The 26,146-nt window shown below is 68.8% G+C and carries 26 protein-coding genes; 11 read left to right on the top strand and 15 right to left on the bottom strand.

What is annotated here, in order from left to right; all coding sequences use genetic code 11:
• Positions 1-130: 130 nt before the first annotated feature.
• The 5 genes from lptF to rsmA are packed head-to-tail and all read left to right on the top strand — an operon-like array spanning position 131 to position 6,985.
• Positions 131-1,303: an LPS export ABC transporter permease LptF gene (lptF, locus tag ASF60_RS21215; protein ID WP_056189911.1), complete on the top strand. Its 1,173-nt coding sequence runs from the start codon at positions 131-133 to the stop codon at positions 1,301-1,303.
• A 13-nt stretch (positions 1,304-1,316) separates the two neighbouring features.
• Positions 1,317-2,405: an LPS export ABC transporter permease LptG gene (lptG, locus tag ASF60_RS21210; RefSeq protein WP_056190096.1), complete on the top strand. Its 1,089-nt coding sequence runs from the start codon at positions 1,317-1,319 to the stop codon at positions 2,403-2,405.
• A gap of 56 nt (positions 2,406-2,461) precedes the next feature.
• Complete coding sequence (locus tag ASF60_RS21205; RefSeq protein WP_156375935.1) at positions 2,462-5,071, top strand: LPS-assembly protein LptD; 2,610 nt, start codon at positions 2,462-2,464, stop codon at positions 5,069-5,071.
• Between the two features lie 34 nt (positions 5,072-5,105).
• Entirely contained in the window at positions 5,106-6,128 is a 1,023-nt protein-coding gene (gene pdxA / locus ASF60_RS21200) for a 4-hydroxythreonine-4-phosphate dehydrogenase PdxA (protein WP_056189908.1), read from the top strand.
• Positions 6,125-6,985: a 16S rRNA (adenine(1518)-N(6)/adenine(1519)-N(6))-dimethyltransferase RsmA gene (rsmA, locus tag ASF60_RS21195; protein WP_056189904.1), complete on the top strand. Its 861-nt coding sequence runs from the start codon at positions 6,125-6,127 to the stop codon at positions 6,983-6,985. Before pdxA ends, rsmA begins: the two co-directional genes overlap by 4 nt.
• Positions 6,986-7,075: 90 nt before the next feature.
• Here rsmA and ASF60_RS21190 read toward each other — a convergent pair whose 3' ends face one another.
• The 3 genes from ASF60_RS21190 to ASF60_RS21180 all read right to left on the bottom strand — a co-directional run bounded on the left by ASF60_RS21190 (position 7,076) and on the right by ASF60_RS21180 (position 10,061).
• A complete protein-coding gene (locus ASF60_RS21190; RefSeq protein WP_056190093.1) occupies positions 7,076-8,074 on the bottom strand; it encodes a Tim44 domain-containing protein in 999 nt (332 codons plus the stop codon).
• 138 nt (positions 8,075-8,212) lie between these two features.
• The gene (locus tag ASF60_RS21185) at positions 8,213-9,340 is read right to left on the bottom strand and encodes an ATP-binding protein (protein ID WP_056189901.1); all 1,128 of its coding nucleotides are present in this window, start codon (positions 9,338-9,340) and stop codon (positions 8,213-8,215) included.
• An 88-nt stretch (positions 9,341-9,428) separates the two neighbouring features.
• Positions 9,429-10,061 (bottom strand): S24 family peptidase, encoded by a 633-nt coding sequence (locus tag ASF60_RS21180; RefSeq protein ID WP_056189898.1) that lies wholly within the window; start codon positions 10,059-10,061, stop codon positions 9,429-9,431.
• A gap of 219 nt (positions 10,062-10,280) precedes the next feature.
• Here ASF60_RS21180 and ASF60_RS21175 point away from each other — a divergent pair, with 219 nt between their 5' ends.
• Both ASF60_RS21175 and ASF60_RS21170 read left to right on the top strand, forming a co-directional pair.
• Positions 10,281-10,655, top strand: a complete 375-nt coding sequence (locus ASF60_RS21175; protein ID WP_056189896.1) for a DUF952 domain-containing protein — start codon at positions 10,281-10,283, stop codon at positions 10,653-10,655.
• A complete protein-coding gene (locus ASF60_RS21170) occupies positions 10,652-11,731 on the top strand; it encodes a quinone-dependent dihydroorotate dehydrogenase (protein ID WP_056189893.1) in 1,080 nt (359 codons plus the stop codon). Before ASF60_RS21175 ends, ASF60_RS21170 begins: the two co-directional genes overlap by 4 nt.
• Before the next feature lie 50 nt (positions 11,732-11,781).
• Here ASF60_RS21170 and ASF60_RS21165 read toward each other — a convergent pair whose 3' ends face one another.
• Complete coding sequence (locus ASF60_RS21165) at positions 11,782-12,069, bottom strand: hypothetical protein (protein WP_056189890.1); 288 nt, start codon at positions 12,067-12,069, stop codon at positions 11,782-11,784.
• Between the two features lie 341 nt (positions 12,070-12,410).
• Here ASF60_RS21165 and ASF60_RS21160 point away from each other — a divergent pair, with 341 nt between their 5' ends.
• Both ASF60_RS21160 and ASF60_RS21155 read left to right on the top strand, forming a co-directional pair.
• Positions 12,411-14,708 (top strand): FdhF/YdeP family oxidoreductase, encoded by a 2,298-nt coding sequence (locus ASF60_RS21160; protein WP_056189887.1) that lies wholly within the window; start codon positions 12,411-12,413, stop codon positions 14,706-14,708.
• Complete coding sequence (locus ASF60_RS21155) at positions 14,705-15,010, top strand: hypothetical protein (protein ID WP_056189885.1); 306 nt, start codon at positions 14,705-14,707, stop codon at positions 15,008-15,010. Before ASF60_RS21160 ends, ASF60_RS21155 begins: the two co-directional genes overlap by 4 nt.
• A 368-nt stretch (positions 15,011-15,378) precedes the next feature.
• Here the strand turns inward: ASF60_RS21155 and ASF60_RS21150 are convergent, their stop codons facing one another.
• The 3 genes from ASF60_RS21150 to ASF60_RS21140 form a co-directional block, all read right to left on the bottom strand.
• Complete coding sequence (locus tag ASF60_RS21150) at positions 15,379-16,485, bottom strand: alkene reductase (RefSeq protein WP_056189882.1); 1,107 nt, start codon at positions 16,483-16,485, stop codon at positions 15,379-15,381.
• A 190-nt stretch (positions 16,486-16,675) separates the two neighbouring features.
• Positions 16,676-17,194 (bottom strand): hypothetical protein, encoded by a 519-nt coding sequence (locus ASF60_RS21145; RefSeq protein WP_056189877.1) that lies wholly within the window; start codon positions 17,192-17,194, stop codon positions 16,676-16,678.
• An 82-nt stretch (positions 17,195-17,276) separates the two neighbouring features.
• A complete protein-coding gene (locus ASF60_RS21140) occupies positions 17,277-18,161 on the bottom strand; it encodes an HpcH/HpaI aldolase/citrate lyase family protein (RefSeq protein WP_056189874.1) in 885 nt (294 codons plus the stop codon).
• 200 nt (positions 18,162-18,361) lie between these two features.
• Here ASF60_RS21140 and ASF60_RS21135 point away from each other — a divergent pair, with 200 nt between their 5' ends.
• Positions 18,362-18,691: a DUF167 domain-containing protein gene (locus tag ASF60_RS21135; RefSeq protein ID WP_056189871.1), complete on the top strand. Its 330-nt coding sequence runs from the start codon at positions 18,362-18,364 to the stop codon at positions 18,689-18,691.
• Between the two features lie 13 nt (positions 18,692-18,704).
• Here ASF60_RS21135 and ASF60_RS21130 read toward each other — a convergent pair whose 3' ends face one another.
• From ASF60_RS21130 to ASF60_RS21095, 8 genes are all read right to left on the bottom strand, one after another.
• Positions 18,705-19,043, bottom strand: a complete 339-nt coding sequence (locus tag ASF60_RS21130) for a hypothetical protein (protein WP_056189868.1) — start codon at positions 19,041-19,043, stop codon at positions 18,705-18,707.
• Positions 19,044-19,101: 58 nt separating this feature from the next.
• Complete coding sequence (locus ASF60_RS21125; RefSeq protein ID WP_056189865.1) at positions 19,102-19,473, bottom strand: tRNA-binding protein; 372 nt, start codon at positions 19,471-19,473, stop codon at positions 19,102-19,104.
• A gap of 6 nt (positions 19,474-19,479) precedes the next feature.
• Complete coding sequence (locus tag ASF60_RS21120) at positions 19,480-20,304, bottom strand: FTR1 family iron permease (RefSeq protein WP_056189861.1); 825 nt, start codon at positions 20,302-20,304, stop codon at positions 19,480-19,482.
• A gap of 46 nt (positions 20,305-20,350) precedes the next feature.
• The gene (locus tag ASF60_RS21115; protein WP_056189857.1) at positions 20,351-21,778 is read right to left on the bottom strand and encodes a 4Fe-4S binding protein; all 1,428 of its coding nucleotides are present in this window, start codon (positions 21,776-21,778) and stop codon (positions 20,351-20,353) included.
• 134 nt (positions 21,779-21,912) lie between these two features.
• Entirely contained in the window at positions 21,913-22,251 is a 339-nt protein-coding gene (locus ASF60_RS21110; RefSeq protein WP_056189854.1) for a cupredoxin domain-containing protein, read from the bottom strand.
• Between the two features lie 5 nt (positions 22,252-22,256).
• Positions 22,257-22,829, bottom strand: coding sequence for an iron transporter (locus ASF60_RS21105; RefSeq protein WP_056190091.1), 573 nt, complete (start codon positions 22,827-22,829; stop codon positions 22,257-22,259).
• Between the two features lie 197 nt (positions 22,830-23,026).
• Entirely contained in the window at positions 23,027-24,400 is a 1,374-nt protein-coding gene (locus ASF60_RS21100) for an MATE family efflux transporter (protein ID WP_056189851.1), read from the bottom strand.
• 63 nt (positions 24,401-24,463) lie between these two features.
• A complete protein-coding gene (locus ASF60_RS21095; RefSeq protein WP_056189848.1) occupies positions 24,464-24,937 on the bottom strand; it encodes a gamma-butyrobetaine hydroxylase-like domain-containing protein in 474 nt (157 codons plus the stop codon).
• Positions 24,938-25,097: 160 nt separating this feature from the next.
• On the opposite strand from ASF60_RS21095, the gene moaA reads away from it, so the two are divergent.
• Entirely contained in the window at positions 25,098-26,135 is a 1,038-nt protein-coding gene (gene moaA / locus ASF60_RS21090; protein WP_056189845.1) for a GTP 3',8-cyclase MoaA, read from the top strand.
• Positions 26,136-26,146: the final 11 nt, after the last annotated feature.

The raw sequence follows: 26,146 nt of genomic DNA, 5'->3' as shown, positions 1-26,146 counted from the left end.
TCGGGCTGGCCGGTCGGGGGGCGGGACAGGTCGAAACGCGCGGGTGGAATCCCGCCGGGTGAGGCGGGATCGGTCCATGAGGGTCGATCCACCGGAACCTGACTCACGAGAACCCGATCCACGAGATTCGATGCCGCAGATCGAGCGCTACATCTTCAGACTCGCGCTCGGGGCGTTCCTGGCCTGCCTCGTCGGCCTCACGGGCACGATCTGGGTGACGCAGGCCCTGCGCGAACTCGACCTGATTACCGCGAAGGGCCAGACGCTGGTCATCTTCTTCCTGATCACCGGGCTGTCGCTGCCGACCCTGATCACCGTCATCGCCCCGGTCGCCCTGTTCATCGCCGTCGTCCACACCCTGAACAAGCTGAACGGCGATTCCGAGCTGATCGTGATGTCGGCCGCCGGGATGCGACCGCGACAGATCCTGCGTCCGTTCCTCAGCCTCGGTCTCGCCGTCAGCCTCGCGGTGGCCTTCCTGACGATCCAGGTCATGCCGTCCTCCTTCCAGGAGCTGCGTGACGTGCTGACCCGCGTGCGGGGGGACTTCATCGCCAACGTGGTCAAGGAAGGGCAGTTCACCAGCCTCGACAGCGGCATCACCTTCCATTTCCGCGAGCGCGGACCCGGCGGCGCCCTGCTCGGCCTGTTCATCCAGGACAAGCGGGAAGCCGGCAAGTCGGTGGTCTATCTCGCCGAGCGCGGCCAAGCGCTCGAATATGGCGGTCAGAGCTATCTCGCCCTGGAGAAGGGCAGCATCCACCGGCAGCAAAAGGACTCCCGCGACGCCTCGATCATCACCTTCGAGCGCTACACCGTCGATCTCGCGGCCTTCACTCCGCCCGATGCGGAGCTGGTCTACAAGCCTCGCGAGCGCGCCACCGCGCAGCTGCTGTTCCCAGACACCGGCGAGACCTACTACAAGCAGCAGAAGGGGCGCTTTCGGGCGGAACTGCACGACCGGCTCTCGTCCTGGCTCTACCCGCTGGCCCTGACCTTCATCGCCTTCGCGGCACTGGGCGATCCGCGCACCACGCGTCAGGGGCGCGGCCTCGCGGTCGCGGCTGCGGTGATCGCCGTGGTGGTCGTGCGCATCGGCGGCTTTGCCGCGTCGAGCGCCGCCGCGCGCAGCCAGGGCGCCGTGATCGCGGTCTACGCCGTGCCCCTCCTGGCCATCCTCGTTTCGGCGCTGCTGATCTTCCAGGGCGCCGCCATGCGGGACTGGAACGCGCGGACGAGGCGGGCCCTGGGCCGGTTCGCAGGCCGCCTCCTGGGACGGCGTCCCCGCCTCGGGGTGAGCTGAGGCGCGCATGTCCATCCTGATCGGCGCCACCCTCGGCCGCTACTTCGCCTTGCGCTTCGTGCGCACGATCCTGGGGGTGTTCCTCACGGTCTTCACGCTGGTCTACACCCTCGATTTCGTCGAGCTGCTGCGGCGCGCCGGCGACGCGGAGGGTGCATCCCCAGGCCTGATGGCGCAGCTCTCGCTCTACCGCACCCCCGCCGTGGCCGAGGGCGTGCTGCCCTTCGCCATCCTGTTCGGGTCCATGGCCGCGCTGCTCCAGCTCTCGCGCAAGCTCGAACTCGTGGTGGCGCGGGCGGCCGGCATCTCCGCCTGGCAGTTCCTCCAGCCCGGCGTGTTCGTGGCGCTCGCCATCGGGGTCTTCGCGGTAGGCGTCTACAATCCGGTCTCGGCGCTGATGAAGCAGCGCTCCACCGAAATCGAGGCGAAGATCTTCGCCCGCTCCAGCAAGGCCAATTCCGGCAAGGACCTGTGGATCCGCCAGCGCAGCCTCGACGGGCAGGCGATCATCCGGGCCGATACGGCGGTGGAGGGCACCACCGCCCTCGCGGGGGTCTCGGTCTTCACCTTCGACGAGGCGGGCGTGTTCACCGCGCAGATCGAGGCGGCGCGGGCCAGCCTGCATGATGGCTACTGGGAGCTGAGCCAGGCCCGCGTGGTGGCGCCAGGCCAGCCGGCCGAGACCTACGACACCTACCTGATCGCCTCGACCCTGGTGCCGTCCCAGGTGCGCCAGCGCTTCACGCCGCCGGAATCCGTGCCTTTCTGGCAACTGCCGGAAACCATCGCACGCTCCGAACGAGCGGGCCTCGATGCCACGCGCTACCGTCTTCAATACGATGTGCTGCTCGCGAGACCTGTCCTGTTCTTGGCCATGGTGCTGGTGGCGGCCAGCGTTTCCTTAAGGTTCTTCCGCTTTGGTGGTGTAGGAAAGCTGGTGCTGGGCGGCGTCGCGGCGGGGTTCGTGCTGTACGTCGCCCGACAGGTGCTGGAAGGCCTCGGTGCCTCGGGAATCGTGACGCCGGCTGTGGCGGCCTGGTTCCCGGCCGTGGTAGGGAGTCTCCTCGGTACGCTCACGCTTCTCTATCAGGAGGACGGCTGATGTCGGACTCGGCGATGGGGATGGGTCAGGGGCCTTGGCAGGAGTTGGGACTGGCGTTGCGTAAGGTCGCCGACATCGCGTTGGCCACGGGGTTCGTGGCACTGCTCACCGTCGTCGCACCCGCGCCGCTCGGAGGGTCGGCCCGCGCGCAGGCCGCGCCGAAAACCGCCGCCGGAAAACCCGAATCCAACAGAGTCGAATCCGGTAAACCCGTCGAGCGCCTCCTCGTGGAGGCCGCCGAGCTGATCTACGACAACGATCGCAACACCGTGACGGCGCGCGGCAATGCCGAGCTGCATTACGGCCCGCGCGTCTTGCAGGCCGACCGGGTCATCTACGATCGCAAGGCCAGCCGGGTCTTCGCCGAGGGCAACGTGCGCCTCACTGAAGCCTCGGGCGACGTCGTCACCGGCGCCAAGATGGAGCTGACCGACGATTTCCGGAACGGCTTCATCGATGCGCTGCGGGTGCAGCAGAACGTCGAGCTGAACGGCCAGACCGTGCGGACCCGGTTCTCGGCGCCCCGCGCCGAGCGGATCGAGGGCGACAGCACCAGCTTCGAATACGGCACCTACACCGCCTGCGAGCCGTGCAAGAACAACCCGGAAACGCCGCCGCTCTGGCAGATCCGCGCCACCAAGATCGTCCACAACAACGAGACCCACACCGTCGCCTTCGAGGAATCGACCCTCGAGATCGGCGGCATCCCGATCGCCTATCTGCCGTATTTCGAGACCGCCGACCCGACGGTCAAGCGCAAGACCGGCTTCCTGACGCCACGCTTCCTCACCTCCACGGCGCTCGGCTCCGGACTCGCGACGCCGTTCTTCGTCAATCTGGCGCCGAACTACGATCTCACGCTCTCACCCGCCTTCCTGAGCAACCAGGGCGTACTCGGTCAGGCCGAGTTCCGGCATCGGCTGGAATCCGGCTCGTACAACCTGCGCCTGTCCGGCATCTTCCAGACCACGCCGAGCGCCTTTCTGCCCGGACCGCTCGGCGCCGGAGACCGTGACTTCCGCGGCTCGGTGGAGACCAAGGGCCAGTTCTACATCAACGACCGCTGGCGCACGGGCTGGGACATCGTCGGCGTCACCGACAAGTGGTTCCTCGACAATTACCGCATCCGCAACCAGAGCATCACGACGGATTACTTCCGTGAGGCGGTGTCGACCGCCTACCTGATCGGTCAGGGCGACCGCTCGTGGTTCGAGGCGCGGGGCTACTACTTCAAGGGCCTGTCGAGCTTCGACTGGCAGAAGGAGCAGCCCTTCGTCGCGCCGGTGATCGACTACGACAAGCGCATCAACGGGCCGGGCTTCCTCGGCGGCGAGGTCCGCTTCGAGGCCAATATCACCAGCCTGAACCGGCAGGCGACCGACTTCCAGGCCATCGGAACGCCGACCGCCTACCTGCAGACTCCGACCATCAACGGCCGGACCTACTACCTCTATGAGACCTGCACGTCGTTCTCGCGCGGCCAGTGCGTCATCCGGGGCCTTGCCGGAACCAACACCCGCGGGTCGGCCCAGCTCTCCTGGCGCCGCAGCTTCATCGACGATGTCGGCCAGGTCTTCACGCCCTTCGCCTACCTGCGCACCGACGCGTTCTTCGTCGATCCGCGCAATTCGGGCTACCAGAACGCCCTGTCGACGAACATCGCGACGCAGGATTCTGACTTCTCCGGCCGGGTCCTGCCGGCGGTCGGCCTCGATTACCGCTATCCGTTCGTCAGCAATTTCGGCCCCCTCGGCGTCCACACCCTGGAGCCGATCGCCCAGGTCATCGCCCGCCCGAGCGAGACCCGGATCGGCCGTCTGCCCAACGAAGACGCCCAGAGCCTGATCTTCGACGACACCTCGTTGTTCGAGTGGGACAAGTTCTCGGGCTACGACCGGGTCGAAGGGGGTGTCCGCACCAATCTCGGCGCGCAATACTCCGTCGTGACCCCGGCCGGCTGGTACGCGAACGTGATGTTCGGCGAGTCGATCCAGATCGCTGGCGTCAACTCGTTCCGCCGCGGCGACATCGCCAATGTGGGCCTCGATTCCGGCCTCGACAGCCGGGCCTCCGATTTCGTCGGCCGGTTCCAGCTCTCGCCGAACCAGAACATCACCTTCATCACGCGCGGGCGCTTCGATCACGCCGACCTCGGGGTGAACCGGGTCGAGACCGGCGTGATCGCCCGACTGGCGCCGTTCGCGCCGATCGACCTCTCGGCGTTCTATTCCTACTACCGGGCCCAGCCGGCCCTCGGCTTTGCCAATCGGCGCGAGGGCGTGACCGCCTCGGCCACCTACCACGTCACGCCGAACTGGTTCGTCACCGGCTCGGCCCTGGTCGACCTGTCGCACTATCTCGACGTGCGCGACAACTTCCAGACAGCCTATGCGTCCTACCTTGCCAACCCGGTCGGGGACGCGCCGGTCTATCGGAATCCCGGCCGCGCCTACCTGTCGGGCATGAGCATCGGCGGGGGCTACCAGGACGAGTGCACCACCATCTCGGTCAACTACATCGTCTCGCCGGTCGCCGCCTCCCTCGGCACCAGCGAGCGCAACCGGACGGTGCTGCTGCGGCTGGAGCTGAAGACGCTCGGCGAGGCGGATTTCCGCCAGAACCTGAATACGGCCATCACGGCCGATGGCATCTCGACGGTCCGTTGAGGCGGACAGCCGTCCGAACCCGGAGCGTATCGCGATGAGCAGCCTGCATGGGCCCATCGCCCTCACGCTCGGAGACCCCGCCGGGATCGGCCCTGAAATCGCCCTGATGGCCTGGCGCCTGCGCGACGCCGGGGCGGGGCTGCCGCCGTTCTTCCTCGTCGGCGATCCGGCCTTCATCGAGCGGCGGGCGAGCGAGCTGAACCTGCAGGTGCCGATCGCCGATGTGGGACCGGATCTCGCCACGGAAGTGTTCGGCCGTGCCCTGCCGGTGATGGCCCTGCCGAGCGGCGCGGCCGTCCACGCCGAGGCCGGACGCCCCGATGCCGCCAATGCCGGCGCGATTCTGGAATCGATCACCACGGCGGTAGAGCTCGTCCGCTCCGGGGCCGCCACCGCCCTCGTCACCAATCCGATCGCCAAATACGTCCTGACCCAGGTCGGCTTCGCGCATCCGGGCCATACCGAGTTCCTGGCCGCCTGCGCGGTGCCCCCCGGCGAGACCCCGCCGCTGCCCGTGATGATGCTGTGGAGCGAGACCCTGGCGGTGGTGCCGGTCACCATCCACGTCGCCCTCCGGCGGGTGCCGGACCTGCTGACGCAGGACCTCGTGATGCGCACCGCCCGCATCGTCGATCACGACCTGCGCCGGCGCTTCGGCCTTGCCCGGCCCCGTCTCGTCCTGTCCGGGCTCAACCCGCATGCGGGGGAGAACGCCACCATGGGCACCGAGGACCGCGACGTGCTGGAGCCGGCGGTGCTTCAGCTGCAGGCCGAGGGCATCGACATCCGGGGGCCTCTTCCGGCCGACACCCTGTTCCACGCGCGGGCGCGGGCGAATTACGATGTCGCGCTGACGCCGACCCACGACCAGGCCCTCATCCCGATCAAGACCCTCGCGTTCGACGAGGGCGTCAACGTCACCCTGGGCCTGCCGTTCATCCGCACCTCGCCGGACCACGGCACCGCCTTCGACATCGCTGGCAAGGGCATCGCGCGGCCCGACAGCCTGATGGCGGCCCTGCAGCTCGCCGCGCGCCTCGTGAAGGCCGGCGCGTGAGCGAGGACGGAAGCACCAGCAGCGACGGTCTGCCGCCCCTGCGGGAGGTGGTGCGCAAGCACGGCCTCGAGCCGAAGAAGGCGCTTGGCCAGAACTTCCTGTTCGACCTCAACCTGACTGGGCGGATCGCCCGCTCGGCCGGGCCGCTCGACGGCGTCACCGTGGTCGAGATCGGCCCCGGTCCCGGCGGCCTCACCCGGGCGCTCCTGGCAGAGGGGGCCGCCCGGGTCATCGCCATCGAGCGCGATCCCCGTGCGCTTCCGGCGCTGGCCGAGATCGCCGCCCATTATCCCGGTCGCCTCGACGTGGTCGATGCCGATGCCCTCGCCTTCGACCCGGTGCCGCTGATCGGGTCCGGGCCGGCGCGGATAATTGCCAACCTGCCTTACAATATCGGCACGCCCCTACTGGTGGGCTGGCTCGCCGGTGCGGCCTGGCCGCCCTGGTGGAATTCCCTGACGCTGATGTTCCAACGCGAAGTCGCCGAACGCATCGTGGCGGACGAGAACGACCGCGCCAATTACGGCCGCCTCGGTGTCCTCTGCGGCTGGCGGACGGAGGCGCACATCCTGTTCGACGTGGCGCCGTCGGCCTTCGTGCCGCCGCCGAAGGTGACGTCGTCGGTCGTGCGGCTCACACCCCGGCGCGCGCCCCTGCCCTGCTCGGTCCAGGCTCTCGAGGCGATCACCCGGGCGGCCTTCGGGCAGCGCCGAAAGATGCTGCGCCAGAGTCTGAAGGCGGCAGTTCCCGATCCGGCCCGGCTGCTGGACGCGGCCGGCGTTCCCGAGACCGCACGGGCCGAGGAGGTTCCGGTCTCGGCCTTCGTGGCGATGGCGCAGGCCTACAGGCCGACCTGATCACCGCCTTCTGAAACGCGAAAGGCCCCCGCGCGGATGTCTCCGCGCGGGGGCCTTTCGTTCACAGGCTCGCTTTCGAAGCCGGTCGCTTCAGCGACCCTGCTGGATCGCCGAGAGGATCCAGCGGCCGCCGCGCTCGCGCACGAAGGTCCACAGCTCCACCGCCTCGGGCTCGCCGGTCTCGACGACCCGCTGCGTCTTGCGGTCGAAGGTCACGTCCTTGATGGCGTAGCGCATCGCCACCGTGGCGTACTCGGCATTGCCCTCGCCCCAGCTCTCGGACAGGTCACCCTGGAGGAGCTTGACGTCGGAGATCCGGTTGACGACGCCGCGCGCCTCGTTGGCCCGCAGTTCCTCGATGAAGTAGCCGGCCATTTCCGGGGTGGCGAGGTTGCGGAGTGCGGCCACATCCTCACGCCCATAGGCGGCCTGCACGTCGTTGAGGTTAATCTCGAAGCTCTCGAAATCGCCCGGTCCGATCTGGACCGGACGCGCCTGAACCGGCTGGACCGGAGCGGGACCGCGCTGGGCGTTGCCGTAGCCGCCACCCAGAGGACCACCACCCAGAGAACCGCCCGCCATCGGGCCGGGGTTCATGCCGCCACCGTCGAGATTCTGGCGAGCGTGACCGGCGGCGGCGGGCTGGCCCTGGCGCCGGCGGAACCAGCGTACCGCGAAGGAGACGAGCAGGACCACGAGGCCGACCTGCAGGATCAAACCGAGGAACGAGGCGATGCCGCCGAGGCCCCCGAAAAAGCCGCCGCCCAGGAGTGCGCCGAGCAGGCCCGCGCCGAGCAGGCCGGCCATGAAGCCGCCGCCGAAGCGCCGGCCGGGCTGCGCGGCGGTGTTCATCCCGGGATTGCCCATGGCGGGACCGGGCTGGGTCTGCGAACGCTGGATCGGAGCCGGAGCGCCGGGAGCCGTGGTGGTCGCCGACGGGGGTGCGTAGGTGCGCGACCCGCGCGAGCCCATGCCACCGCTGCTGCCGCTTCCGGGACGCGCCTCGACGACCGGCGCAGCGAGCGCCAGCGTCGCGGCGAGCGCGAGGATGGACGCCGCGCGCTTACGGCGAGTGGTGGAGGTGAGCATGAAAACGCCTCTGATGAACATCACGGAAGTCTCGGCGCGAACGCCGCTCCTGATATGGTGACGTTCGCGCCGGAGTTTTAGTCCGTTGATCTTCGGGAATTCCAACGGAGATGTCCGCTCGCTCCGCCCTGAGCGTGCTCAGAGGGCGGCGGGGAAGACCATCCGGACCGTGGCGCCCTCCCCGGGCTTCGAGTCGATCGTCACCGTGCCGTTCTGGCGCTTGACCAGGCCATGCACGATCGCCAGCCCCGTGCCGCGGCCGGCCTCGCGGCTGGTGACGAAGGGGGCGAGCGCCCGGGCTGCCATCTCGGGCGACATGCCCTGCCCCTCGTCGGTCACCGTGATCCCGACCGCGCCGTCGCCCGGACGCTGGAGCGCCCGATCCCCGGGCGGAACCGAGAAGGTCGCCACGGTGATGCGGCCCGCGGCGGGCATCGCCTCGCAGGCATTGGCGACGATATGGCTGAGCGCCAGCTCGATCTGGTTCGGATTGCTCAGGCCGCAGGCGAGACCCGGAATGGTGCGGATCTCCAGGGTGATGCGCGTGGGCAGCGTCGGGCCGATGCGGGCGCCGAACACCTCGATCAGGCGGTTCAGGTCCACGGGGCGGACATCCGGGGCGATGCGGCGCGAGAACGCCAGCAGCTGGCGGGTGAGGATCGTGGCGCGCTCGGCGGCATCGGTCGAGCGAAGGATCGCCCGCTGGATGAAGGGCTCCTCCCGGTCCCCGAGGCGACGTTTCAGGCCATCGATGTAGCCGATGAGAATCTGCAGGAAGTTGTTGAACTCGTGGGCCACGCTGTTGGTGAGCAGTCCCAGCGCCTCGCGCTGACGTGAGAGCGCCAACGCGCCCTCGGCGTCGCGCCGGCGGGTCACGTCGATGATCTGAGCGAGACGATACGGAGTTCCGGGGATGGGCACGACGAAGACCTCAGCCCAGAAGGCCGCGCCCCCGGCGGGGCGGACCAGCACCTCGACGCCGTCCGGGCAGCGATCGGACAAAACAGGGTCGAGGGGGGTCGCCGCCGCCCGGTCCGCATCGAAGCCGAGGAGCGCCCGCAGGTCGCCATCGAGGGGCGCGTCCGATGCGCGTTGGGCAAGTGCGTGAAGGGCTCGGTTGGCGGCGACGATGCGGCCGCCGGCTTCCTCAGAGGCCAGGAGAGCGGTCGGCACAGCCGAAGCGGCCACGCAAGCCGCAATCCCGGCCTCGACCGCGCCGGCCGTCTCTTCGACCGCCGCATCCTCGTCCGTTCGGGGCGATGCCATGGCCTGTCCGCCGCTGCGAGGCACGCGGCCCCTGTGGCCGACAGGCATAGCCGTAACGGCAGGGGCGGCAAAGCCGCGGGTGGTCGGGCTACTGCCGCACCCACATCACCCGGCCGATCCAGGCGATATCGCTCACATTCACCACCCGGTCCTCATGATCGGGATTGAGGGAGGCCAGCTCGATGGTCCGCGCCGTCTTGCGCTTCAGCTCCTTGGCCAGGACCTCGCCGGCGGCGAGGCGCACCACGACGCGGTCGCCCTTGCGCACGCCGGCGGTGGGCGACACGATGAGCACGTCGCCGTCGCGGTAGAGCGGCGCCATCGAGTCGCCCTGCACCTCCAGGGCGAAGGCGCGGTCGTCGCCGAGGTCCGGAAACTCGATCTCCTCCCAGCCGGGACCGCCGGTCGGCATGCCCTCGTCGGTGAACAGACGCCCCGCCCCCGCCTGCGTCATGCCCACGAGGGGGATCATGGTGCGCGCCGGCCCCTCCCGAACCTCGATCAGCCTCAGGAATTCATCGAGGCTGGCGCCGGTGGCGGACAGGACCTTCGAGACCGATTCGGTGGAGGGCCAGCGCTTTCGCCCGTCGGGTCCGATGCGCTTCGACCGGTTGAAGCTCGTCGCGTCGAGGCCGGCCCGCCGCGCCAGACCAGATGCGGAAAATCCGTGACGTTCCGCCAAGCGGTCGATCGCGGTCCAGATCTGTTCGTGAGACAGCATCGAAAGCTCAACGCGTGCTACGGCTAAGACGTCCAGCCTAGTGATAGGAAAGTAGAACTAATTCGTTTAGATAGCAATCTCGTGAGCAATGCAAATGCGGCCGGATGTCCGCGCCCGATAACCCTGACAACCCATCCGGTTAACTTGGTCGGTGAGGTTGCGGTTTCGCCGCCCGGAACGTGGTTTGATCGCCTCCCGGAAACCCGTTAGGGAGCGGGCATGTCGATCGTCTACAAGCTCTCTCCACGGGATCTCTGGCGCCGGGCCGAAGCGGCGGGCCGCTTCGAGGGGGCTCCGATCGACCTGGCCGATGGCTACATCCATTTTTCCACTGCCGCTCAGGTGATCGAGACCGCCGCGCGCCATTTCGCCGGCGTCGACGACCTCCTGCTCGTGGCCGTCGACGCCGAAACCCTGGGCGACGCCCTGCGATACGAACCTTCGCGAGGGGGCGACTTGTTCCCGCATCTGTACGGGCCCCTCGATCTCGGCGCGGTCCGCTCCGTGGTCGACCTGCCGCTCGGCGCCGATGGCCGGCACGTCTTCCCGGGCGATCTGAGTTCCGAAGCCGTGAATCCGGGCGCACGGGCATGATCGGCGCGCTGTTTCCGCTGGCGAAACCCCTCCTGCACCGGCTCGACGCCGAGACCGCGCACAATCTCACATTGCGTGGCCTGTCCGCCCTGCCGGCTCTCGGCCCGAGGGCCGACGATCCGCGCCTCGGAATCGAGGTTCTGGGCCGACGTTTTCCGAATCCGGTCGGTCTCGCGGCGGGGTTCGACAAAGGAGCCGAGGTGCCGGATGCGCTGCTCGGTCTCGGCTTCGGGTTCGTCGAGGTCGGCGGCGTCGTCCCGAAGGCGCAGCCGGGCAATCCCCGCCCGCGCGTCTTCCGGCTGACGCGGGACGGCGCGGTCATCAACCGCTACGGCCTGAACAGCGAGGGTCTCGACGTGGTGCGCGTGCGCCTCGCCGCCCGCCAGGGACGGCCCGGCCGCATCGGCGTCAACATCGGCGCCAACAAGGACTCGACCAACCGCCTCGCCGATTACGTGACCTGCACCCGCGCCCTGGCGCCGCTGGTCGACTTCGTCACCGTCAACGTCTCGTCGCCGAACACGCCGGGCCTGCGCGATCTCCAGGGCGAGGCCTTCCTGGACGAGCTTCTGGCCCGGGTCGTCGAGGCCCGCGACGCCGCCCATCCGGCCACCGCCATCCTGCTCAAGATTGCCCCCGACATCACCCTGGCGAGCCTAGACGCCATGACCGCCACGGCGCAGCGGCGCGGCGTATCGGGCCTCGTGGTGTCGAACACCACGATCGCTCGCCCCGAGAGCCTGCGGGACACCGCCCTCGCCCGGGAGACAGGCGGTTTGTCGGGCCGGCCGCTCTTCGCCGCGTCGACCCGCCTTCTGGCCGAGACCTACCTGCGGGTCGGAGCGAGCCTGCCCCTGATCGGCGTCGGCGGCATCGACTCCGCCGAGACCGCCTGGACCAAGATCCGGGCGGGCGCCAGCTTGGTGCAACTCTATTCGAGCCTCGTCTATGCCGGGCCGGGGCTCATCCCCGAGATCAAGCGCGGCCTCGTTGCCCATCTCAAGGCCGACCACGCGACGAGCCTCGCCTCCGTCGTCGGCCGCGATGCCTCCAGCCTTGCGACCATGGCGGGCTGACGCCTGCGTCGGCCGGGCACCGATCGCGGGGCGCGACCCATTCAGGCCGCTCAGCGCGGCCGACGTCGCCCCGTGCCGGCCAGAACCGCCCCTCCGGCCGCGAGGCCGAGCAGGATCCACTTCAGCGGCAGGCGTCCCGCCGCCTCGCTCGGCAGCGGCTCGGTCACCATCCGCCCCGGCGCGATCTCGACGCCCGGCTTGCCGTAGGCCTGGGCATCGGCGATCTGCTCGCGGGAGACGGCCCACTCGGCCCCGATCTGGCGATCATGCGCCATCACCGCTACCCCGACGGCGATGGCGGTGGCCAGGGCGGCAAAGACCCGAACGGGCGTCCTCATGATGTCGGCTTTCGCAGCTGCGATCTCATCGGCGTGTCGGGTGTCCCGGAGACCACGGCCTCGTTGCGCGGATTTTGCTCAAAAACCGTGCCCGCCAGATTTGCCCGTTATTCCGGCCCGCTCTCCATGCCCGAGACCCATGCGTCCTGCATAGCCGGAACGGCGTTGCGGTTTCGAATGAGTTTAACCTCTCGGAGAGCCGCCCTGCACGAAACGCATGGCACCCCTAAGCGCAGGACTGGCCTGCGTTTTTGCATCGTTGAGCCCTTCCGGTGCACTGCGATATCGGGAGCAGCGTTCTCGTCTCTTCGATAGCACCCGTGTCTCAGCCAGGACCCTCGATGGATCATCCGGTCGCGTCCCCCAAGCGTTCCTCCGCCGCCGGCGGATGGGGCGCGTTGAAAAGCTGCGGCAAGCATCTCCTGGGGAGCCGGGCGCCGCTCTCGGGTGCGCGGGCGATGCTCAAGGCCAACCAGCCGGACGGCTTCGACTGCCCGGGCTGCGCCTGGGGCGATCCGGAGCACGGCTCCTCCTTCGAGTTCTGCGAGAACGGCGTGAAGGCGGTCTCGTGGGAGGCCACCGACAAGCGCACCCCGCCGAAGTTCTTCGCCAAGCACACCGTGACCGAGCTGCGCGGCTGGACCGACTATGCCCTGGAGGGCGAGGGCCGCCTGACGCATCCGATGCGCTACGACGCGGCTGCCGACCGCTACGTCGTCACCACCTGGGATGCCGCTTTCGCGGAGATCGGCGCCACTCTGCGCGGCCTCGCCTCGCCGGATCAGGCCGAGTTCTACACCTCCGGCCGCGCCTCGAACGAGGCCGCCTACCTGTATCAGCTCTTCGCTCGCCATTTCGGCACCAACAACTTCCCCGACTGCTCCAACATGTGCCACGAGGCGAGCGGCATCGCCCTGCAGGCGGCGATCGGCGTCGGCAAGGGCACCGTCCTGCTCGAGGATTTCGAGAAGGCCGATGCGATCTTCGTCGTCGGGCAGAATCCCGGCACCAACCATCCCCGCATGCTCGGCGACCTGCGGCGTGCCGCCCAGCGCGGCGCCAAAGTGGTGGTGTTCAACCCTGTGCGCGAGCGCGGCCTGGAGCGCTTCGCCGATCCGCAGAACACCGTGGAGATGCTGCGCGGCGCGAGCGCGCCCGTGGCGAGCCACTATTACCAACCGCGCCTCGGCGGCGACATGGCGGCCTTCCGGGGCATCGCGAAAGCCGTGTTCGCGGCCGATGACGCGGCGCTCGCCGCGGGCAAGCCGTCGCTGCTCGATCGCAGCTTCCTGCGCAACCACACCGCCGATTACGAGGCCTACCGGGCCGTCGTCGACGCCACCACCTGGGACGCGATCGAGGATCAGTCCGGTCTGTCCCGTGCCGATATCGAGGTGGCGGCCGGGGTCTACCTCGCCGCCGACAAGGTGATCTGCACCTGGGCGATGGGCGTGACCCAGCACCGGCACTCGGTGGCCACCGTCCGCGAACTCGCGAACGTCATGCTGCTGCGCGGCCATGTCGGGCGCCCCGGCACCGGCCTGTGCCCCGTGCGCGGCCATTCCAACGTGCAGGGCGACCGCACGGTGGGCATCAACGAGAAGCCACCCGCGAGCCTCCTCGACGCCCTTGAGCAGGAGTTCGGCTTCGCGGCGCCGCGCAAGCACGGCCACAACGTGCTCGCCGCCATCGGGGCGATGCTCGATGGCTCGTCGAAGGCCTTCATCGGTCTCGGTGGCAATTTCGCCCGGGCGACGCCGGACACCACCCTGGTGGCCAAGGCCCTGGCCTCGTGCGACCTCACCGTCCACATCGCCACGAAGCTCAATCACTCCCACCTCGTGCCGGGCCGCGTCGCCTACCTGCTCCCCTGCCTCGGCCGCACCGAGATCGACCGCAACTCGAAGGGCAAGACCCAGATCGTCACGGTCGAGGATTCGATGAGCATGGTCCACGGCTCGGGTGGCATCAACAAGCCGGCCTCGCCCGAACTGCGCTCGGAGATCGGCATCATCGCCGGGATGGCGGCGGCGACGGTCGGATCGGAGCGGGTCGACTGGGCGGCTCTGGCCGACGATTACGACGGCATCCGCACCCTGGTCGAGCGCACGATCCCGGGCTTCACCGGCTACAACCTGCGCGTCCGGCGCCCGCGCGGCTTCATGCTGCGCAATCTGGCGGCCGAGCGGAACTTCGAGACGCCGACCGGCCGGGCCAACTTCGCCGCCCATCCGTTGCCGGAGAGCACGGAGCACCAGCAGGCGAAGCGCGATCCGGGCACCTTCGTGCTTCAGACCTTCCGCAGCCACGACCAGTACAACACCACGATCTACGGCCTCGACGACCGCTATCGTGGCGTCTACGGCGAGCGCCGGGTGGTCTTCGCCCATCCGGACGACCTCGCCGAAATCCGCGCTCTGACCGGCGACCGGGTCGACATCGTCGGCACCCATGCGGACGGCGTCACCCGTGTGGCCGAGAACTTCCGCCTCGTGCCCTTCGACATGCCGCGCGGCTCGCTCGCCGGGTACTATCCGGAACTCAACGTGCTCGTTCCACTCTCGACCTTCGGCGCGGAGAGCGACACGCCGACCTCGAAGTCGGTCCTGGTTCGCCTGCGCGCCCCGCTGGCCGCATGAGTGAACCGCCCGCGGACGCAGAGACCTTCCTGGCGGCTACCGACTCGGTGACCGCGCTTCAGCCCGGGCTCACGACCCTGGAGGCGGGCATCCTCGCCGGCCTCCACCTCCGGCTCGCCGACGACAGCCGCAGCTTCGCCCGGGTGTTCGGCATCGAGCACGCCCTGGTGCTACGGGCGGTCGAGACCCTGGCGAGCGATGCGGGCCTGCTGACACTGACCGAGCGAAACGCCCGGACCCAGCGCACGCGCTACGCGCTCAACGCGGCCGGCGACGCTGTGCTGGCCCACCTGCACGGGTGAGCAGAACCGCTCCGAGCTGGGAAGTTCCGGCCAACGCCGCGATGTCGATCCTTTCCCGGTATGGAAGGAAATGACATTCGCTGATGTGCGTGCCGAAAGATCAATTTTACCACCGAGTCATCCCGGGGCCGCGCAGCGGAGCCCGGGACCCAGAAACGCAGGTGGCGCAAGACGTTGCACCGTCAGCGGCTCTGGATTCCGGGCTCGCCTGCGGCGCCCCGGAATGACCCTGAGGTTCAATTTGCGATCACCTGCCCACGTGGGAAGGGTCACGAGACAGGTGACTCCGCCAGCCTCCACGACTGAAAGGTCACTCAGCGAAGCCCCAACTCTTGCTCCCTCCCTGCGGGGGAGACGAAATCGGCGGATCAGCGCTTGATCGCCACCGGCCCGTTCATCCCCGGCCAGTCCGAGTAACCGTTGGCGCCGCCGCCGTACCAGTATGGCTTCGGGGCCTCGGCCAGGGGGGCGCCGGTTTCGAGGCGCTGCACCAGATCCGGATTGGCGATGTAGGGGCGCCCGAAGCTGAAGAGGTCGGCCCGGCCCTCCGCCAGGTCCTTCTCGGCCAGCTCCAGGGTGTATTGGTTGTTACCGATATAGGCGCCCTTGAAGCGCTCGCGGATCTGCCCGAAATCGACCGAATCCGGCACGTCGCGGGTCTGCTGCGTCACCCCCTCGATCGTGTGCACGTAGAGCAGGTCGAACGCGTTCAGGGCCTCGACATAGGCGCCGAAGGTCGCCTTCGGGTCGCTGTCGAGCGGCGTCTTGCCGGGCTCCGTGGTGGCGGGCGAGAGCCGGATGCCGACGCGATGGCCGCCGCCCCAGACCTCGGTCACCGCCTTCACCACGGCGAGCGGGAAGCGCAGGCGGTTCTCGATCGAGCCGCCATACTGGTCGGTGCGGCGGTTGGTGGAATCGCGCACGAATTGTTCGAGCAGGTAATTGTTGGCCGAGTGGATCTCGACTCCGTCGAAGCCCGCGCGCTTGGCGTTCTCGGCAGCCCGGCGGTAATCCTCGACGATGCCGGGGATCTCGTCGGTCTCCAGGGCACGCGGCGTGACGTGCGGCTGCATGCCGGATTCCGTGAAGGCCGTCCCCTCGGGCTTCAGCGCCGAGGGCGCCACGGGCAGTTGCCCATCCCGCTGGACGTCCGGGTGCGAGATCCGGCCGGTGTGCCAGAGCTGGAGGAAGATCAGACCGCCATTGGCATGGACCCCGGCGGTGACGGGCTTCCAGGCTTCGACCTGCGCGTCGCTCCAGATTCCCGGCGTGTAGGCGTAGCCCACCGCCTGGGGCGAGATGTTGGTGGCCTCGCTGATGATGAGGCCAGCATTCGCGCGCTGCGCATAGTAATCCACCGCGAAATCCGGCGGCACCCCGGCGGTCGAGGACCGGCTGCGGGTCAGCGGCGCCATCACGACGCGGTTCTTGAGCGTCAGATCGCCCAGGGTGAAGGGTTGGAGGATCGGGCTCATGCGGTCGGCTCTGTCCTGGATGGAGCGGGCGCGCGGTGGCGCCCGGTTTCAGCCGGGACAAGCACCGACGCCCGAGGGTGTTCCACTCCCGGTTGCCGCTACGAGAACGGAGGCGGTCCGCGCTCCACGGTCCCGCCATGCGTGCGCACCAGAGCGAGCGCGGTCTGGCCGAGCACGTGCGGCCGGACGGTCAGGCGGCTGAGACCGACGCGAACCTGATCCGCCGACCGACGCCCGAGGAAGCTGTTGCTGCCCCGATCGAACAGGGGGCGCGGTTGGATGGGGTGCGCAGGGTAAGCCGAAGACCGGTCTCGTTCCGGCCCGATACGATCCGCGCGGCAGCGATGTCCGTCCACGGTATGGTGAGACCGCCCCGGCGATCCGTGATGCCATCGGCGTCGAGGATCAGGGTCGGTCCGGCCCGGGTGAAATCCTCCAGACCGAAGAGAGCGATCGGCATGAAAGTCAGCAGCAGGAACGCCAGGGCACCGAGAGTCAGCACCACGTCCCCTGGATTGGCGACCCCCGACGCGTACCACAGCAGCATCAAGAACAGCACTAGCGTGGGCATCATGAAGCACCACCCGATGATGGTGATCGCGGCCTGCGCGAAGGTACGGGCCCGGGCCGTCAGGGGGATTTGCACCGCGATCGGCGGGATGTTGTAGGTCCGCGAGAACGTGATCTCACCCGGGATTTGGATGATCATCGAAGTCGCCCCGTCGTTGGTCGCGCCCCAGACGGGCGATCCCCAGCTGGAAGGTCGCGGATCATTGAGGCCGGACCGGGTCTCAATAACCCTTGGCGGCAATCGCCTCGCGCCAGTTCACCGCGCGGCGGGCCATGCTGATATGCTGGCGCTCGTACATGCGGCCCTCGATCTTGATGGCGCCGCGCTTGGCGTTCTCCGCCTTCTCGAAGGCCTCGATCACCAGCCGGGCGCGGCGGACCTCCTCGTCCGAGGGGGCGAAGCAGGTATTGGCCGGCTCGAGCTGGTTGGGGTGGATCAAGGTCTTGCCGTCGAAGCCGAGGTCGCGGGCCTGCTGGCACTCGGCCCGGCAGCCATCCACGTCCTCGATGTCGTTCCACACGCCGTCGAGGATGGTCAGCCCCTCGGAGCGGGCGGCCGCCAGGGTGAACATCATCCAGGGCAGCATCGGCACCCGGCCGGGCACGAGCTGCGCCCAGGTGTCCTTCGCCAGATCGTTCGTGCCGAGCACGAAGCAGGTCAGCCGAGTGCGCCGGTCGCGCTGCGCCTTGGCGATCTCCTGGATATTCAGAATCGCCGCCGGGGTCTCGATCATCGCCCAGACGGCGATGCTCTCATGGGCGTCGAGGGCTTCGAGATGATTGGCGATGCTCTCCAGCACCGCCGGCGAGGACACCTTCGGCATTAGGATCGCGTCGGGCCGCGCCTCGATGGCGGCCTTGAGGTCGGCTTCGCCCCAGGGCGTCTGCGGCGCGTTCACCCGGATGATGATCTCGCGCGTGCCGTAGCCGCCGCCCTTCACCGCCGCGCAGACCTGCTCGCGCGCCAGATCCTTGGCGTCCGGCGCCACCGCATCCTCCAGGTCGAGGATCAGCGAATCGGCGGACAGGGTCTTGGCCTTATCGAGCGCCCTCTGGTTCGAACCGGGCATATAGAGCACGCTGCGGCGCAGGCGGAGGTCGGACATCGGGGCTTCCTGTGGTTTTCCCGGAAGCTTAGTGCAGCACGCCGGCCAGGACACCCCGGGACGGCCGGATTAGCGTGGCATTCCACCGAATTTGTTGCAGCGCACCGCGCGATCACCGAGGGATGTCCGGCTCCGGGCGAGACGAGACAAGTCGAGACCGAGACATGGATAGACCGGATACGATCCCGCATCGGTGACGGATGGACGAGCCCTATCAACAGATCCCCGAGGGTCTCCGCCTCGCCGTACGGCTGACCCCGCGGGCGAGCCGCAACGGGTTGGACGGTCTGGTGGCGGATGCGGAGGGGCGGATCGCCCTGCAGCTCCGGGTGGCCGCGCCGCCCGTGGAGGGCGCGGCCAACGCGGCGCTGATCGCGTATCTGGCCAAGACCCTGAAGCTCCGTCGATCCGACATCCGGATCGCCTCCGGCGAAACCGCCCGCCTCAAGATCGTCGTCCTCTCCGGCGACGGACCGTCCCTCGCCGCCCGGCTGGCCGACTGGACGCATGGAGCCGCCCTGCGTCGCTAGAAGCGGGCGCCCGTCAGTGACGAAGCGGGGCCGTGAGGCTGAAGATCACCGTATAGTCCGGGTTCTCGACCACCGGATCCTCGGGCGAAAGCTGGTACGAACCGGGATCGGCCGGCTCGATGGCCTCCAGGATCGGCACCATCGTGAACGACGCGGCGCCGTCGAAGGGCTGGATCGTGATTCCGGCCTCGGCATCCACCGTCTCGACCCGGCCGAAGACCTGCTGGCGGCGGATCAGGGTTCCATCGTGGTCGAGATAGGTGACGCCGACGAACAGCGTGGCGCCGACCAGTTCGGCAGCGAACCCGTCGTCCCACTCGATGCCGGATTCGTCGTCGTCGCGGTCGCTCATCGGACAGGGATGGCGAAAAACCGCGCTCCGGGCAAGCGGCCCTCCGAACGCTTTGTCCTCAGAACAGGCGGCTGCCGTCCGGCACCGGCTGATCGGGGCGGAACAGCACCACGGCACCGTCGGCATCGGCGAAACCGAGGGTCAGCACCTCCGACAGGAACCTGCCGATCTGGCGGGGCGGAAAGTTCACCACGGCGGCGACCTGCCGGCCGGGCAGATCCTCGGCCCGGTAATGCTCGGTGATCTGGGCGCTCGAGCGCTTCCGGCCGATCACCGGCCCGAAATCGATGACGAGCTTGAGGGCGGGCTTGCGCGCCTCCAGGAATGGCTCGGCCGAGACGACCGTCCCGACGCGGATGTCGACCGCCAGGAAGGCATCGAAACCGATGGCGGGGCTGGCCGGCGCGTCGGGGGCGTGGCTGACGTGCATCGGCGGTCAGGCGGTGCGGAGCTGGCGGCGCTTGCCGGCAGAGGACACCTGCATCAGCGCGACCATGACCAGGATAGTGCCGAGATAGACCAGCACCTGCATGGCGCTCGGCCGGTCGGTGTAGCCGACCAGGGCGTGGAGCACGCGGCCGACCATGCTGTCCTCGCGCAGGACAGAGGAGGTGTTCCACAGTGGCCGGTCGAGCACGGTGATCAGACCCGCATTGGTGAGGAACTGCGCGGCCTGTGCGGCGAGCCCGGCGGCGAGCAGGACGATGAGGCCGCTCGTCACCGAGAAGACGTAGCGGGTCGGGATCGCCGCGAGGCCGAAGTAGCTCACCGCGGAGGTGGCGGCGCCGACCGCGACGCCGGCCAAGGCGCCGAACTGGATGTCGGGCCCGGAGGTGCCGGAGGCGACGAGTCCGTAGAGGAACAGCACGAGTTCGGCGCCCTCGCGCAGGATGGCGGCGCCGACCACCAGGGCGAGGCCGGCGGCGGTGCTCTGACCGGTGCGGACCGCCTCGCCGGCCGCGCGCAGCTCGCCGGCCAGTTCGCGCCCGTGCTTGGCCATCCAGGTGTTGTGCCAGATCAGCATCAGCACGGCGACGATGAGCACGGCGGCGTTCAGGATTTCCTGGCCGGCGCCCTCGAAGGCATCGGAGATCCTTTCGGCGAACAGGGCCACCAGGGCCGCGCCCGCGAGGCCGCCGACCACGCCGAGGCCGATCCAGCGGCCGCGCCCGGCGATGCCGCGCGTCGCCGCGAGCACGATGCCGATGATGAGGCCCGCCTCGATGACTTCGCGGAAGGCGATGACGAAGGCTCCGATCATGCGGAGGATTCCTTATGTGTTGGCACGCGCGACCGAACCGGTCGCCCTACCAGATCCAGAACAGCAGCGCCCAGCCGTAGACCGAGAGCGAGCAGGCCGCCGCGATGCCGAGGGTCGCGCCGAGGCGGCGCAGCCCCCCGGCCGAGAGGCCCGCCACCGACCAGGCGAGCCAGACGCTCCACAGGCTGGTGCCCAGGAGGAGCGTGGCCCTCATTTCCGAGACGTAGGGAATGTGGATGCCGTCGCCGCGCAGGAACGTCACCGTCAGGGCCGAGAGGCCGAGGAAGACGCCGCAGCCCGCCACCGGGATCAGGGTCTGGGTGAGATGGTGGAAGCGACGCAGGGACCAGCCGCCGAGCGACAGGGTCGCGAGCCCGACCAGGGCCGAGAGCGAGACGCCCAGCACGACCGCGGCGGCGGCGATGTAGCCCAGCAGCAGCCCGCCATCGAGCAGGCTGAGCACGTCGTTGTGCTCGGGGTAGTTGGTCAGGATGAACCAGGGCAGCGTGGTCTCGAGGGGCCAGGTGACGCCGTGCTCGATCAACCAGGTGGCGAGCGCCTGCTTGGCGTCGATGTACCAGGGGCTCGACGACCACTGGAAGGCGCCGACCGCGAGGCCCATCATGCCGAACAGGATCAGCACGGTCTGGTCCAGGCTCGGCTCGGAGCCGGCCACGTGGACGATCTCGTGGGTGGGCGAGCGCCGCGCGAGGCGCACGGCGCCGCGATAGCCGGAGCAGCGCCCGCACATATGGCAGGCGCCGGCGCCGTTCATGGTCTTCACCGGCACCAGGGGCGCGCAGTTGAAGCTCTCGCTTTTCTGGTTCGGGGATGATTTCGGTTTCGGCGAGGTGGCCCAGGCGGCGTGGTCGACCTGGAAGCTCACCGGCGCCAGCTTGGCCAGCACCGCGAAGACCCCGTTGACGGGACAGAGATAGCGGCACCAGACCCGCTTGTTGCGGCCGTAGAGCAGCCCGACGACGATCGCCGCCACGGTGGAGCCGCCGAGCACCGCCAGCACCGGCTTCGGATAGCCGTAGACGCTGACCATCTGGCCGTAGACCGTGGTGCCGGCGAAGGCCACGAAGGGCCAGCCGCCCCAGGTGATCCAGCGCGGCACGGCGCGCCCCAGGCTCCAGCGACTGGCGAATTCCGTCAGAGCGCCCTCGGGGCAGAGAATGCCGCACCAGGCCCGTCCGACCACCACCATGCTGACCAGCACGAAGGGCCACCAGATGCCCCAGAAGGCGAATTGGGCGAAGACCGTGAGATTGTTCCAGAGATGGGCGCTGCGATCGGGCAGCGGCAGGAAGGCCGGCACGGCGACCAGCACGAGGTAGACCGCCACCACGCCCCACTGGATGGTGCGGATGGTGCCGCCATGGCGCTGCAGCCACTGCCCGAGATCGGCGAGCTTCGCGTCGATCCAGGCATCTCGGGCGTCGCGCGGCGTGAGGGAAGTCGAGGCCGCCATTCCGGTTCGATTCACCAGGGGTTCTGTGCCGGGGTCGGAGTTCACCGGGGTCGGAGTTCGCCGGGATTAGAGTTCAACATCGAAGCGGCCCCCGGAGGCTCACTTCGTCACGCGCTTCAGGGGGGTGCAGCGATTCACTTCGCCACCAGGGTCGCTTTCGCGTTCGGATGGAAGTCGTCGAACACGTCGTAGGTGCCGGGATCGACGGTGCGGAACACGATGGACGAGGTCGCCCCCGCCGCCAGCGCCTTCTCGCGCTTCAGTTCCAGGCTCTCGAACTCCACCGGACTGGTACCCGTGTTGGTGATCTCGAGCTTGAAACGGGTGTTGGCCGGAACCTCGATGACGTTCGGGGTGATGGCCCCATCCTTCATCTCGACCTTGATGACCGGCAGATCCTCGGCCCGCGCCGGGGCGGTGGCAAGGAGGCCGGCCGCGAGGGCTGCGAAAAGGGTTCGGTGCAGAACGGCCATGGGGCTCAATAGGCTCCCTTCTTGCCGATTCCCGCGAAGGTGAAATCCTGAATCAGGTCGAACGGCTTGAACCATTCGGCGACGCCGGTCTCCTTGTCGACGTGGCGACCGAAATGGCTTTTGGCGCCGGGCGGGGCCACGGTCAGCTTCAGGCGGTAGCGCCCGGGGCCGGACAGCTTGACGTTGTCGCCGTAATGCGGGCCGTCATTGGCGACCATCGGCATCAGCGAACCGGCGACCTTCGGCCCGGTGGCGGCCTCGCCCTCGAGCTTGGTGATCTCGAAATTCACCACCAGGGCGGGCACCCAGTCACCCTCGGCGAAGCCGTTGCGGTTGTCCTTGGCGGCATGGATGTCCGCCTCCAGGTGGATGTCGGACTGCGCGGCGGCGCGCATCATGTCCGGCGGGTCCATCTCGATCGGCTGCAGGTAGACGGCGCCGACCTCGATCCCGTTCTGGGTCACGTGGGGACCGATCGGCGTCTCCTTCGCCTCGACGCGCCCGCTGAACGCGGCGCCTCCGACGATCAGGGTGGCGGCCAAGGTGGCGGAGAGAAGGGAGGAAAGAATCTTGCGCATCGTGGCTAGCGCGTAGACCAGCGAACATAACAAGCAAAGAGGCTTTTTCGTCACGTTCCTTAATCAGAACCATTCCAAACTGAGGCAGAGCATGAACAGGCAAGTAGATCGATGATGATCCGACAGTTCATACCCGCTTCGCATGTGGACAAATCCTGTTCGTACGACGGGAATTCAACCCGCATCGCGAAATGGTGTCAGGCCGGCGTGAAATCCGACACGCGTTTATCCAGAGGCGTCGCGTCGCGCCCGGCGAAGGTCCGGCGCACCAGTCCGGGATAGGCCAGCGCCTGGCTGATCCCGCGCCCGGCCAGGAGAATCAGGAACGAGAGCCACAGCCCGCCATTGCCGAGGCCGGCCGCGTGGGCGGTCAACAGGGCGACGCCGTAGAGCGCGCTCGCGGCGAGCATCAGGTTGCGCATGGCCCGCGTCCAGGTGGCGCCGATATAGATGCCGTCGAAGGCGAAGGGCACGGCCGCCATCAGGGGCGCCAGGGCCGCCGGCAGCAAGTAGAGCCGGGCCATGGCCCGCACCTCCGGGCTGGTGGTCACCGCGTCGATGAAGAGGTTGCCGGCCAGAAGAAAGCCGACCGCGATGGCGCCACCGAAGGCTAGGCACCAGAGCAGGCTCAAGGCGGCGGCGCGGCGAAACCGAGCCTCGTCCCGGGCGCCCACGGCCTGCCCGCACAGGGTCTCGGCGGCGGTGGCGAACCCGTCGAGAAAGAAGCCGCCGATCATGAAGAGATTCCACAGGACGGCGTTGGCGGCGAGCACCACGTCGCCCGAGCGTGCGCCGAGCGCGGAGAACAGGGTGATGCAGCCGACCAGCAGCAGGGTCCGGATCATCACGTCGGCATTGACGCTGAGCATCCGGGCCAGCGCCAGGGGATCGCGCACCACCCGGAACGGCACCGCGAAGGGGCGCGAGCCGAGCCGGGCCAGCAGGATCAGGCCGAGACCCGCGCCGGCCGCCTCGGCGATCAGGGTGGCGAGCCCGGCCCCGGCCACGCTCATGTCCGCCCCAAGGACGAACGCCAGGGTGAGCGCGATGTTGGTGAGATTGATGGCGACCTGCAGCATCAGGCCGAGATCGGTCCGCCCGCGCCCCAGCACCGAGCCGAGAATGGCATAGTTCGCGAGGGTGAAGGGCGCGGCGAAGATGCGGATGTGGAAGTAGGCCGACAGGCCGGCGATCACCGCCGGGCTGGCGCCGCTGAGGGAGAAGGCGGCCCGGCCGATCGGACCCTGCAGCGCCACGATCGCCAGGCCGACGAGCACGGCCGCCGCCAGGGCGCGGGCCAGCGTGCGGTCCACCTCGGCCGAATCGCGGGCGCCCACCGCCTGCGCGGTCAGCCCGGCGGTGGCCATGCGCAGCGAGCCGAACGACCAGAAGATCGCGTCGAAGATCACGGCGCCCAGCGCCATCGCCCCGAGGAGCGCCGCGTCGCCCAGCCGGCCGATCACGGTGGCGCCGACGAAGCCGAGCAGCGGCGTCGTGACGTTGGCGAGCGTCATCGGAAGCGCGAGCGCGAGGACGCGCCGGCTCGTCGCCGGCTGGGTCGAGGGCGTCATGCGGACGGCATCATCGGACGGCTTTCGGGGTCGGCTTTCGGGATCGGGGCGCGGATCAGGCGGTCAGTGGCAACCGCAGCCGCTGCCGCAGCTTCCGCTCCCCTCGCTCGAGGGCGCGGCCGGCTTCGGCGCCCGGCGCACGGGTTCGCGGCTGAGGCCCCGGTCCTGCAATTCGGACAGGTAGGTCGCCCAGCGGTTCCGGTACTCGCGCCCGAGATCGTAGAGGTAGCCCCAGCCGAACAGGCCGGTATCGTGCATGTCGTCGAAGGTCAGCTTCACCGCGTAGTTGCCGATGGGCTCGACCTTGAGGATCGCCACGTCCTGCTTGCCGCCGATGACCTTGCGCTCGGAGGGCGAGTGCCCCTGGACCTCGGCCGACGGGCTCGACACCCGCAGGTACTCCGCCGGCAGGGCGAAGCGACCGCCATCCTCGAAGGCGACGTTCAGGGTGCGCTTGTCGCCCGAGAGGCGGATCTCGGTCGGCCAGCGCTCGGGAGCGGCCGGGGCCGCATGCGGGTCGACAGCCTGTTGATTCATGGTCGCATCCTTCCGCCGGGTCGCCCGACTGCCTTGCACGGGTGCTGCGCCCCGCGCAAACTTGCCCCTGGCCGTACGAACCCTCATATGTCTCGTCATGTTAGGATCGTCACGCGACCGCGCCAACGTTTCCGCACCCCAACAGAGCACAGAATCCCGCATGTGGGGTCCCCGCGCCACCGACGATGCCGCTCCGATCGCGCCAGCGCCGCTGATCGACCCGTTTCAACGGGCGATTACCTATCTGCGGATTTCGGTGACCGACCGCTGCGATCTGCGTTGCGTCTACTGCATGTCCGACGACATGCAGTTTCTGCCGAAGCGCGACCTGCTGTCTCTGGAAGAACTGGACCGGCTTTGCGCCGTTTTTATCCAGCGCGGCGTCAGAAAGTTGCGCATCACCGGCGGCGAACCGCTGGTGCGCCGCGACATCATGCATCTCTTCCGGCGCCTGTCCCGCCATCTCGATACGGGCGCCCTCGAAGAGCTGACGATGACGACGAACGGCACCCAACTCGGCCGCTTCGCACCGGAGCTGGCCAATCTCGGCGTGCGCCGCGTCAACGTCTCCCTCGATACCCTCGACCCCGAGAAATTCCGCGCGGTGACCCGCCGGGGCGACCTCAAGGTGGTGCTCGACGGCATCGAGACGGCCCGCAAGGCCGGCATCAAGGTCAAGATCAACGCCGTGGCGCTGAAGGGCGTCAACGAGGACGAGATCGCCGACATGATCGCCTGGGCCCATGGCGACGGCATGGACATGACCCTCATCGAGGTCATGCCGCTCGGCGAGATCGAGGGCGACCGCACCGACCAGTTCCTGCCTCTTTCAGTGGCGCGCGCCCGGCTCGAACAGCGCTACACCATGACGCCCCTGCCCGACCGCACCGGCGGCCCGGCCCGCTATGTCCGCATCGCCGAGACCGGCGGTCGCCTCGGCTTCATCACGCCGCTGACCCATAATTTCTGCGAGAGCTGCAATCGCGTTCGCCTCACCTGCACCGGCAAGCTCTACATGTGCCTCGGTCAGGAGGACGCGGCGGATCTGCGCGCGGCCCTGCGCGCTTCCCCCGACGACGCCCTGGTGACCCAGGCGGTGATCGACGCCATCGCGCGCAAGCCCAAGGGCCACGACTTCGTCATCGAGCGCGCGCGCCCGGCCGCCGTGCCGCGCCACATGAGCGTCACCGGCGGCTAAGCGTTCGCGAA

It is taken from the genome of Methylobacterium sp. Leaf113, from assembly GCF_001423325.1.
Lineage (GTDB): Bacteria > Pseudomonadota > Alphaproteobacteria > Rhizobiales > Beijerinckiaceae > Methylobacterium.
This window is presented reverse-complemented; position numbering and strand designations above follow the sequence as displayed.